Raw genomic sequence first — 9,940 nt, forward strand, 5'->3', positions numbered from 1 at the left:
CTTGATTCCGGCTGGCCCGCAGCGCAAGCGGGGTGCGATGCGTCGCATTCTACCGATCCTCGTCCTCGCGCTGGGCCTCTCCGGCTGCCAGATGACATCCGTTCCGGCCACCGTGCCGGCGCGCGTCGAGCCGGTGGCGGTCACGCCGAAGCGGCTGCCGTCGCGCGTCGAGGAGGTGATCGGCGAGCGCGAGAACCCGCGCGTCGTGGCGGAGTTCGGCGGCGTCTACAGGAACCCGCAGGTCGAAGCCGCCCTCGTGAAGGTCGTCTCCAGGCTCGTCGCCGCCTCGGACGATCCTTCGCGCCACTACAAGGTGACGATCCTCAACTCGCCGGTGGCGAACGCCTTCGCACTGCCGGGCGGCTATCTCTACATCACGCGCGGCCTGCTCGCGCTGACGAACGACAGCTCGGAGCTCGCGGCCGTGCTCTCGCACGAGATCGCCCACGTGATCGCCAACCACGCGGTCGCCCGGGCGCGGGTGATCGAGCAGGCCGACATCGTGGAGAAGGTGGCGAGCGACGTCCTCAGCGACCCCGTGGCGCAGCAATCGGCGCGCCTGCGCTCCCGCGTCACGGTCGCCCGCTTCTCGCAGGACCAGGAGGTCGAGGCCGACCGCATCGGCATCATGATCGCCGGGCGCGCCGGCTTCGACCCGTTCGCCGCGTCGCGCTTCCTGGACAGCCTCGAACACTATGCGGAGTTCCGCTCCGCGACCGGCAGCCGCGACGAGCCGAAGAGCTTCCTCGCCTCGCATCCGACCGCGCTCGAGCGGCGCGAGCTCGCGCTCCGGGCCGCGCGGCAGTTCGGCGCACCGGGCACCACCCCGGGCGACCGCAATTCCTATCTCGCCGCCCTCGACGGCCTCGTCTACGGGGACGACCCGGGCGAAGGCTTCGTGCGCGGGCGCGAATACCTGCATCCCCGGCTTTCGATCAGGTTCAGCGTGCCGGAGCCGTACCGGCTCGAGAACACCAAGGAGGCCGTGCTTGCCGCGGCCGGGCCCAACACCGCCATGCGGTTCGACGGCGTGCCGGTCCCTGCCGACACCTCGCCCTCCGACTATCTCGCCTCCGGCTGGGTGAACGGGCTCGTCGACGGCTCGATCCGCGAGACGACGGCCAACGGCCTGCCCGCGGCCACGGCGGAAGCGCGCGCCGGAGACTGGTTCTTCCGGATCGGCGCGGTGAGGGTCGGGTCGAGCATGTACCGGATGATCTTCGCGGACCGCTCGAGCGACGAGGCGATCGCGGCCGCGCTCGACGAGACGCTCGCCTCGTTCCGCCGGCTGACCCCGCAGGACAGCGCGCGGCTGCGCCCGCTCACGATCGAGGTGGTCGACGTGAAGCCCGGCGACACCGTCGCGAGCCTGGCGGCGCGGATGCAGGGCACCGACCGGCGGCTCGAGCTCTTCCGGCTGCTCAACGGTCTCGGCGAGCAGGACGTGGTGAGCCCCGGCGAGAAGGTGAAGCTCGTCCTCGAGTGAGGCTCAGCCGAGACGCGCGAACGGGGCGAATTCGAGAACGACCCGCTCGTAGACGCCCCGCTTGAACGGGATGACGAGGTCGGCGACCCGGTCGAGCCGCTCCCACCGCCAGGCGCTGAATTCCGCCGCATGGCCATGGCCGGGAGCGGCGATGTCGATCTCGCTCTCCTCGCCCTCGAACCGGAAGGCGAACCATTTCTGCGTCTGCCCGCGATAGCGGCCCTTCCAGGCGCGCGCCGCGGCGGCGCCCGGCAGATCGTAGCAGAGCCAGTCGCGCGATTCTCCGAGCAGCGAAACGGTGCGGATCCCGGTCTCCTCGAAGAGCTCGCGCCGCGCGGCCTGAAGCGGGGTCTCGCCCGGATCGATGCCGCCCTGCGGCATCTGCCACTGATACTGGCTGCCGTCGGTCTCCGCGCTTCCCTTGCGCTTGCCGATGAAGACGGCGCCCGCCGGGTTGAAGACGGCGAGGCCGACGCAGCGCCGGTAGCTTGGATCGTGGGCGGACACGGGATTCCTCTGCCTTACCTGGCGAGCGCCGCGCTGACCGGGACAAGGCTTATGCCGCGCGCCTCGGCCTCCGGGATCCAGGCCGCAAGCGCCTGGATCGTGGTGGGAAAGGCGCTCGCCACGCCGACGGCGACGCCGCCGCGGCGCCGGGCGAGCGCCTCCAGCGCGGAGAGCTCCTTCGCGATCGCGTCCTTCGATCTCACCGCATCGACGACCTTGTCCGCCACCACGACCGGGACGCCGGTCTCCTCTCCGACCCGGCGCGCCACGCTGCCGGGCGAGGTGCCGTCGTCGATATAGGCGAGCCCGCGGCCGCCGATCTCCGCGAGCAGGTCGCGCATCGCCGGCTCCTCGCTCGCGAAGCGCGCGCCCATGTAGTTCATCACCGCCGTGTAGCTGGTGATGCGGCCCATCGACCAATGCAGATCGCGGATGTTCGCGTCCGGCTCGGCACTGGCGAGCAGCGTGTGCTCGCCCGGATCCACCTGCGGATAGCCGAGCGGCTCGAGCGGGACCTGCACGACCACTTCGTGCCCGTCCTCGCGCGCACGGGTCACCCAGCGGTCGAGGCTGCTGCCATAGGGGGCGAAGGCGAGCGTGACGTCCGGGGGGAGCGTCTGGATCGCCTGCTGCGTCCCGGTCTGGCTGATGCCGAGCCCGCCGAGCACGAGCGCGATCCGCGGGCTGTTCGGCCCGGCGCCCGCGACCGAACCGGCCGGCGAGCGGGCATAGGCGTCGAGCGGCCGGAGCCCGTCGCCGGAAATCCTGGGAAGCGGGCCGAAACTGCTGCTTTCCAGGAGCTCGGGGAGCGGCTGCGAACCCGCCCGCCTGAACGCCGGCGAGGCGGAACTGCCGGCGAAGGCGGCGAGATCGGGACCCGTTTCCGTACCGGCGGCCGGTGCGGCGGCGCGGCCCGGCCTGTCCGCCTCGGCCGGCGCCTTGCCGATCGAGGCCGTATTGTCCGGCGAGGCGTCCGCGATGGCGACGACCGCCTGGAAGCGTCCGCCGGCCGGGTCGTCGACCACCGCCACCCAGATCAGCGCCAGGGCGGCGAGCACGCAGCCGAGGGTGACGACGGCCGGGATCACGATCCCCGTCGGTCCCCGCCCGGTGGAGCGGGGCCGTCGGTTCCGCAGCGGCTGGTTGAGATCGTTCGCCGACATACCCCTGACGGAAGGAAGCGCGGCGCGCGCGGCGCGCCGGCCGAATCGTCAGTTAGGTATACCCTGCTCCGGGTGCGCCGGGAATCGGCTGTTCACCTGAATGCCGCGCAGGAGGTCGAAAGCATAGTTGAGCTGCTTGTCGTCCTTCGGGTCGGGCGGAACGTAGGCGGAGGAGCCGCCGCCATGGCTCTTCTCCTCGTCGGTCGCCTCGCCGGCCTGATCCTGGATGGCCTTCTCCTCGTTCTTCTTCGCCTCGAGCGCCTTCCGCTCTTCGTCGTTGAGGAGGTGACCCCTCAGGTCGGCCTCGCTCGTCGTGTCGAGCTTGCCCTTGAGATCGTCCGGGATGTCCTGGTTGATCTCGATGTCCGGCTCGATCCCCTTGGCCTGGATCGAGCGCCCCGACGGCGTGTAATAGCGCGCGGTGGTGAGGCGGATCGCCCCGTTCCGGCCGAGCGGGATGATGGTCTGCACCGAGCCCTTCCCGAACGAACGCGTGCCGACGATCGTCGCCCGCCGATGGTCCTGCAGGGCGCCGGCAACGATCTCCGAGGCCGATGCGGAGCCGCCGTTCACCAGCACGATGACCGGCTTCTTGTCCGCGAGATCGCCCGGCCGCGCCGTGAAGCGCTGGGCGTCCTCGGGCTTGCGGCCGCGCGTGGAGACCACCTCCCCGTTGTCGAGGAAGGCGTCGCTCACGGAGATCGCCTGATCGAGCAGCCCGCCCGGATTGTTGCGGAGATCGACCACGAAGCCCTTCAGCTTGTCGGCCGGCACCGTCTTCTCGATGTCGGCGAGCGCCTGGTCGAGGCCGTCGGTGGTCTGCTCGTTGAACTGGCTGATCCGGATGTAGCCGACATCGTCCTCGACGCGGTACTTCACCGACTTGATGCGGATGATGTCGCGCCGGACCTTGATCTTGAGCGGGTCCTCGGCGCCTTCGCGGCGGATGGTGAGCTGGATCTCGGAATTGACCGGGCCACGCATCTTGTCGACAGCCTCCCGCAGCGTGAGGCCCTGGATCTCCTCGCCGTCGAGATGGGTGATGATGTCGCCCGCGAGGACGCCGGCCTTCTGCGCCGGGGTGTCGTCGATGGGCGTGACGACCTTGAGCAGGTCGTTCTCCATCGTGACCTCGATCCCGAGCCCGCCGAACTCGCCGCGGGTCTGCACCTGCATGTCGCGGAAGTTCTTCGGATTGAGATAGCTCGAATGGGGGTCGAGCGAGGTGAGCATGCCGTCGATGGCGCTCTCGATCAGCTTCGATTCGTCGGGCTCCTCGACGTAATTGCCGCGGATCCGCTCGAACACGTCGCCGAACAGGTTCAGCTGCCGGTACGTGTCCGTACCTGCCGCGGTGGCATTCCCGAAGCCCGCGACCTGGGATGCGCTTCCGACGGCGAGGGCGCCGATCACGACGCCTGCGGCCAAATGACCAAACTTGCCTATCATCCTCTCACCTCGTCGTCGCCGCCCCGGCCCCACCAAGGTGTGGGATCGATCGCAGCACCATCCTTCCGGAACTCCACATATAGGATGGGTTGGGCGGAATTCGGGTCGACATCGCCGATGCTCGCGAGCCTTCGCGCGCCCATCACGGCGACAGGTTCCCCAGAGAGGACGAACTGACCCAAAGCCGCATCGATCCGTTCCATGCCGGCCAAGACGATATGATAGCCATCGCCGGTATTCAGTATCAAGACCTGGCCGTACGAACGGAACGGGCCGGCATAGACCACCCAGCCGTCGGCCGGCGACACCACGCTCGCGCCAGGGAAGGCGGCGATGGAGAGCCCCTGGGCGGCGCCGCCGAGACCGTCCGGCTGCCCGAAGCCGAGCATGTCCTGGCCGGCCACGGGCTTCGTGAGCAGCCCCTTCGCGTCGGCGAACCGCACCGCAGGCGCGATCCGGCTGGTGTCGGCGAAGCGCCGCTTCGCCTCGGTGCGGTTGGCGGGCTTGCTGATCTCGCCCGTCTTCGCCGCCTGCCTGCCGGCCTCGGCCGCGCTGCCGAGCTCCTTCTCGAGCGAACCGATGAGCTGGCTGAGACTCTCGGCCTGCTCGGCGAGCTCGGCCGATTTCTGCTGCTCGGCGCGGAGCGCGGCCTCGGTCTGCCGGCGCTGCTCGCGCTTCGTCTTGACGAGGATATCGATCCGGCTCTGCTCCTCGCCGAGCGCCGCGTAGCGCTGCTTGAGCCGCTCCCGCTCCTCTCCGATCCGCGCGCCGAGCTGCGTCAGCTCCTGGAGATCGGCGGCGAGCGCTTCCGCCTCGACCTTGATCTCCGGCAGCACGGCGCTCGCCAGGATCGAGCTCCGGATCGCCCCGACCGCATCCTTCGGCTGCGAGAGGAGCGCCGGCGGCGGGCTCCGCCCCATCCGCTGAAGCGCCATGAGCACGTCCACGAGCACCGCGCGCCGGTTGGCGAGCGACTGCCGCACGCCGTCCTCGTTGGCGTGCAGCCGGTCGAGGCGCATCTCGATCTCGCCGATCTCCGATTCCGTCCGGCGCATGCGCTCGGCCGTGGCGATGAGATCGCTGCTGAGCTTCGCCCGGTCGGTCTCAAGCCCCTCGATCTCGGCCCGGAGAGCCGCCTGCCGCTTCTCGGAGACGACCATCGACCGCCGGATCGAATCGAGCTCCGACTGGCGCAGGCGCCGGCGCTCCTCCGGGCTTACCGCCGCGACCTCGGTCGCCGCCGCCTCCCCGCCGGACGGCGGGCCCGGCGTTTCGGCATCGCGCGCGCAGGCGGCCGCGACCGGCCATGCCGACAGGCAGGCGCCGAGCAGGCCGCCGAACGCTCGCAACAGGAATTCGCGATTCGCCATTGTCCGAATCTGCCACGCGCCGAGCGCCGCTTCACGCGCGATGGTACGGATGCCCCGAGAGAATGGTCATGGCACGATAGAGTTGCTCGGCCAAGAGGATGCGCGCGAGCTGGTGGGGCCAGGTCATGCGCCCGAAGGCGATCGCGGCGCCGGCGCGGCCGCGCAGCGCATCGCCGTGGCCGTCCGCGCCCCCGATCGCGAAGCAGGCCCGGCGGCAGCCGGCTTCCGCCCGCTTCCGCAGGAGCGCCGCGAAGGCCGCGCTGGTGAGCTCGTCTCCGCCCTCGTCGAGAAGGACGAGAAAATCGTCCGCCGCGACCTGGGCGAGCAGCGCCTCCGCTTCCTGCGCCTTGCGCTCCTCGGGCCGCGGGGCGCGTCCCTCGCTCAGCTCCGCGACCTGGAAGCCTCGGAACCCCAGCCCGCGCCCGACCGCCTGCGCCCGCTCGAGATAGCGGCGGCAGAGCTCCGATTCCGGGCCCGCCTTCAGCCGACCGACGGCCAGGAGGGCAATTTCCATTCGCCCTCAGGCAGTCGCGCGGCGATCCGAATAGGGCTCGGCCGCCCACATCTTCTCGATGTTGTAGAATTCGCGCACTTCGGGCCGGAATACGTGCACGATCACGTCGCCGACGTCGATCAGGACCCAGTCGCAATGCGGGAGTCCCTCGACCCGGACCGGGCCGAAGCCCGCGCCCTTGAGGTCCTTCACCAGGTGATCCGCGATCGCCGCGACATGCCGGTGCGACCGACCGGAGGTCACGACCATGTGATCGCCCAGCGAAGACTTCTCAGCGATGTCGATCTGGACGGTGTCTTCGGCCTTCGCATCCTCGAGGCTGGAGAGGATCGTGGCCAAAGGGCTGGCCGGGGCATTGTCCGCACCCGGTATTGCCCCAGAAGGCGCGTGCACAACGCCGCCTTCTTCATATCGGGCACTAGTCAGGGTCTGGTCCTCTTTCGTCGTAACCCTTGATGATGTGGCACTGCGCCACGCCCCCAAGATAGGTCTTCAGACGTGAACATTTCAAGACGCGACGATGCGCGGCGGACTTGTCGAAGACCGCACCGCGGTGGACGAAAGCCGGGTGCGCGGACCGGTCAGATAGACCCAGGCGGGCGGCGCGAGGTCTGCAAGGACATGGCTCTCCGCCTCGGGAATGCGCCAGCGCGCGAGCCTGTGCGCGGCCCGGGCGGCGAGCGGCGCGGCGAGGCTGCCCGGCCGGTTGACCACCGCCAGGGGAACCGTCCCGGCGATCGCCTCGAACCGTTCCCAGCGGTCGAACTGGCAGAGATTGTCGCTGCCCATGATCCAGACGAATCGCACGAGCGGCAGCCGCTCGGCGAGCCAGGCGACGAGATCGGCGGTGAAGCGCGTTCCGATCTCCGCCTCAAGCCCGGTCACGGCAATGCGCGGATGCCTCGCCACCGCCGCCGCCTGCGCCATGCGCTCGCGCTGCGGCGGCAGCCCGCCCGTCATCTTCAGCGGATTGCCCGGGGTGACGAGCCACCAGACCTGGTCGAGCGAGAGGCGCCTCAGCGCGAGCAGGCTGACATGCCGGTGGCCCGCATGCGCCGGGTTGAAGCTGCCGCCATAGAGCCCGACCCTCAGCCCCGCCGGATGCGGCGGCAGCCCGCGGAAGACCCGGCTGCGGAGGACAGGCTCCGTCAAGGACGGGTCTGGCCGGTCCCGCGCACGCGGTACTTGAAGCTCGTGAGCTGCTCGACTCCGACCGGGCCGCGCGCATGCATCTTGCCGGTCGCGATGCCGATCTCCGCACCCATGCCGAACTCGCCGCCATCCGCGAACTGGGTCGAGGCGTTGTGCATGACGATGGCGGAATCGACCTCGTTCAGGAAGCGCTCGGCAGCCGCCGCATCGTCCGTGACGATCGCGTCGGTGTGGTGCGAGCCGTAGCGGGCGACGTGGGCGATCGCGGCGTCGAGCCCGTCGACCACCCGCACGGCGATGATCGCGTCGAGATATTCGGCGTACCAATCCGCCTCGGCGGCCGCCTTTGCCGCGGGAACCGCCGCGCGGACGTGCTCGTCGCCACGCACCTCGCAGCCGGCCTCGATCAGCGCCTCCACGAGCGGCTTCAGATGCGTGCCGGCGATCGCCGCGTCGACGAGCAGCGTCTCCGCCGCGCCGCAGATGCCGGTGCGGCGCATCTTGGCATTGACCACGATGCGCTTCGCCATCTCCAGATCGACCGGCCCGCGGACATAGACGTGGCAGACGCCTTCGAGATGCGCGAAGACCGGGACGCGCGCCTCCTCCTGGACGCGCGCGACGAGGCTCTTGCCGCCGCGCGGCACGATCACATCGAGATTGCCGTCGAGGCCGCGCAGCATGGCGCCGACCGCCGCGCGGTCGGTGGTGGGGACGAGCTGGACGGCGTCTTCCGGCAGTCCGGCCGCCTGCAGCCCCTCCGCGAGGCAGGCATGGATCGCGGCGGAGCTGCGATGGGTATCCGAGCCGCCGCGCAGGATCACGGCATTGCCGGCCTTCAGGCAGAGCCCGCCGGCATCGGCGGTCACGTTCGGCCGGCTCTCGAAGATCACGCCGATCACGCCGATCGGGGTGCGCACGCGCTCGATGCGGAGCCCGTTCGGACGGTCCCATTCCGCCATGACGGCACCGACCGGATCGGGAAGCGAGGCGATCGCCTCGAGCGAGGCGGCGATCGCCTCGATCCGCGCGGGATCGAGCGTGCCGCGGTCGATCATCGCCGCGCTGGTGCCGGCCGAGCGCATCGCCGCCACGTCCTCTTCATTCGCGGCAAGGAGCTCCGCCTGCCGCCGGCGAAGCGCCGCGGCGGCCTCGGTGAGCGCGCAATTCTTCGCCGCGGAGCCCGCATTGGCAAGCGCGGAAGCGACGAGGCGCGCCTTCTCGCCGATCCGGCGCATGACGGTCTCGACCGGCTCGCGCTCGGCCCCGACGACCGCATAATCCTTGCGCTTGGCTTGCATCTTCATCCCGTTCCGTCGACGCGATCGATGGTCGCGCTCCTATAGCGCAGCCAAGCCGGCCTGTCTCGCCGGCAGGCGCACGCCCTTCGCGCCTAGCCTTCGCGGAGCACCATGTCGTCGCGATGGACCATCACGGACCGGCCGGGATAGCCGAGGATGCCCTCGATCTCGTGGCTGCGGCGGCCGGCGATCTTCTGCGCCTCGGCGAAATCGAAGGCGACGAGGCCGCGGCCGAGTTCCGCGCCGTCGCCGTTGACGATGATGACGGCGTCGCCGCGGCCGAAGCTGCCCGTCACGTTCACCACGCCGGCGGGGAGCAGGCTCTTGCCGGAGCGGAGCGCCGCCGCGGCGCCGCGATCGACCACGACGGTGCCGCGCGGCTCGATATGGCCGGCGATCCAGGCCTTCCGCGCGGAGGCGGGCGTCGCAAGCGGATCGAACCACGTGGCGCGCGCGCCGCCGTCGATCGCCGCGAGCGGATTGGCGACGCGGCCGCTCGCGATCACCATCGCCGCGCCCGCGGCGGTGGCGATCTTGCCGGCCTCGATCTTGGTCTTCATGCCGCCGCGCGAGAGCTCGGACCCCGCCGCCCCGGCCATCGCCTCGATCTCGGCCGTGATCGCCGGCACGTGCGGGATGAAGCGGGCGCCGGGATCCTGCTGGGGCGGGGCGCTGTAGAGCCCGTCTATGTCGGAGAGGAGGACGAGGCAGTCGGCGCCGACCATGGCGGCGACGCGCGCGGCAAGACGGTCGTTGTCGCCGTAGCGGATCTCGTTGGTGGCGACGGTGTCGTTCTCGTTGATGATCGGCACGGCGCGGAGCTTGAGGAGCGTCCCGATCGTGGCGCGGGCGTTGAGATAGCGGCGGCGCTCTTCGGTGTCGCCGAGCGTGAGGAGGATCTGCGCGGCCGCGAGCCCGCGCTCCGCGAGGGCGCCCGCCCAGGCGCCGGCGAGCGCCACCTGGCCGACCGCCGCCGCCGCCTGCGCCTCGTCGAGCTT

The 9,940-nt window shown here is 70.6% G+C and carries 10 protein-coding genes; 1 reads left to right on the forward strand and 9 read right to left on the reverse strand.

What is annotated here, in order from left to right; translation table 11 throughout:
* Window positions 1-37 precede the first annotated feature (37 nt).
* On the forward strand, window positions 38-1,486 hold the full coding sequence (locus E4O86_RS13145) for a M48 family metalloprotease (RefSeq protein ID WP_205520867.1): 1,449 nt from the start codon (window positions 38-40) through the stop codon (window positions 1,484-1,486).
* Window positions 1,487-1,489: 3 nt separating this feature from the next.
* Here the strand turns inward: E4O86_RS13145 and E4O86_RS13150 are convergent, their stop codons facing one another.
* The 9 genes from E4O86_RS13150 to proB form a co-directional block, all read right to left on the reverse strand.
* Window positions 1,490-1,993: an RNA pyrophosphohydrolase gene (locus E4O86_RS13150; protein ID WP_161141006.1), complete on the reverse strand. Its 504-nt coding sequence runs from the start codon at window positions 1,991-1,993 to the stop codon at window positions 1,490-1,492.
* Between the two features lie 14 nt (window positions 1,994-2,007).
* Window positions 2,008-3,156, reverse strand: coding sequence for a divergent polysaccharide deacetylase family protein (locus E4O86_RS13155; RefSeq protein ID WP_161141007.1), 1,149 nt, complete (start codon window positions 3,154-3,156; stop codon window positions 2,008-2,010).
* A gap of 48 nt (window positions 3,157-3,204) precedes the next feature.
* Window positions 3,205-4,605 (reverse strand): S41 family peptidase, encoded by a 1,401-nt coding sequence (locus tag E4O86_RS13160; RefSeq protein WP_161141008.1) that lies wholly within the window; start codon window positions 4,603-4,605, stop codon window positions 3,205-3,207.
* Window positions 4,602-5,975, reverse strand: coding sequence for a murein hydrolase activator EnvC family protein (locus E4O86_RS13165; RefSeq protein WP_161141009.1), 1,374 nt, complete (start codon window positions 5,973-5,975; stop codon window positions 4,602-4,604). Before E4O86_RS13165 ends, E4O86_RS13160 begins: the two co-directional genes overlap by 4 nt.
* 31 nt (window positions 5,976-6,006) lie before the next feature.
* A complete protein-coding gene (rlmH, locus tag E4O86_RS13170) occupies window positions 6,007-6,489 on the reverse strand; it encodes a 23S rRNA (pseudouridine(1915)-N(3))-methyltransferase RlmH (protein WP_161141010.1) in 483 nt (160 codons plus the stop codon).
* A gap of 6 nt (window positions 6,490-6,495) precedes the next feature.
* Window positions 6,496-6,882, reverse strand: a complete 387-nt coding sequence (rsfS, locus tag E4O86_RS13175) for a ribosome silencing factor (RefSeq protein WP_343039159.1) — start codon at window positions 6,880-6,882, stop codon at window positions 6,496-6,498.
* Window positions 6,883-6,996: 114 nt separating this feature from the next.
* Window positions 6,997-7,641 carry a nicotinate-nucleotide adenylyltransferase gene (locus E4O86_RS13180; RefSeq protein ID WP_246206380.1) on the reverse strand — a complete coding sequence of 215 codons (645 nt, stop codon included), beginning with the start codon at window positions 7,639-7,641 and terminating at the stop codon, window positions 6,997-6,999.
* Entirely contained in the window at window positions 7,638-8,942 is a 1,305-nt protein-coding gene (locus E4O86_RS13185; RefSeq protein WP_161141015.1) for a glutamate-5-semialdehyde dehydrogenase, read from the reverse strand. Before E4O86_RS13185 ends, E4O86_RS13180 begins: the two co-directional genes overlap by 4 nt.
* A 92-nt stretch (window positions 8,943-9,034) precedes the next feature.
* On the reverse strand, window positions 9,035-9,940 hold a 906-nt coding region (gene proB / locus E4O86_RS13190; protein ID WP_161141011.1), incomplete at its 5' end, for a glutamate 5-kinase.

Source organism: Propylenella binzhouense, from assembly GCF_009866965.1.
Classification (GTDB): Bacteria; Pseudomonadota; Alphaproteobacteria; order Rhizobiales; family Afifellaceae; genus Propylenella; species Propylenella binzhouense.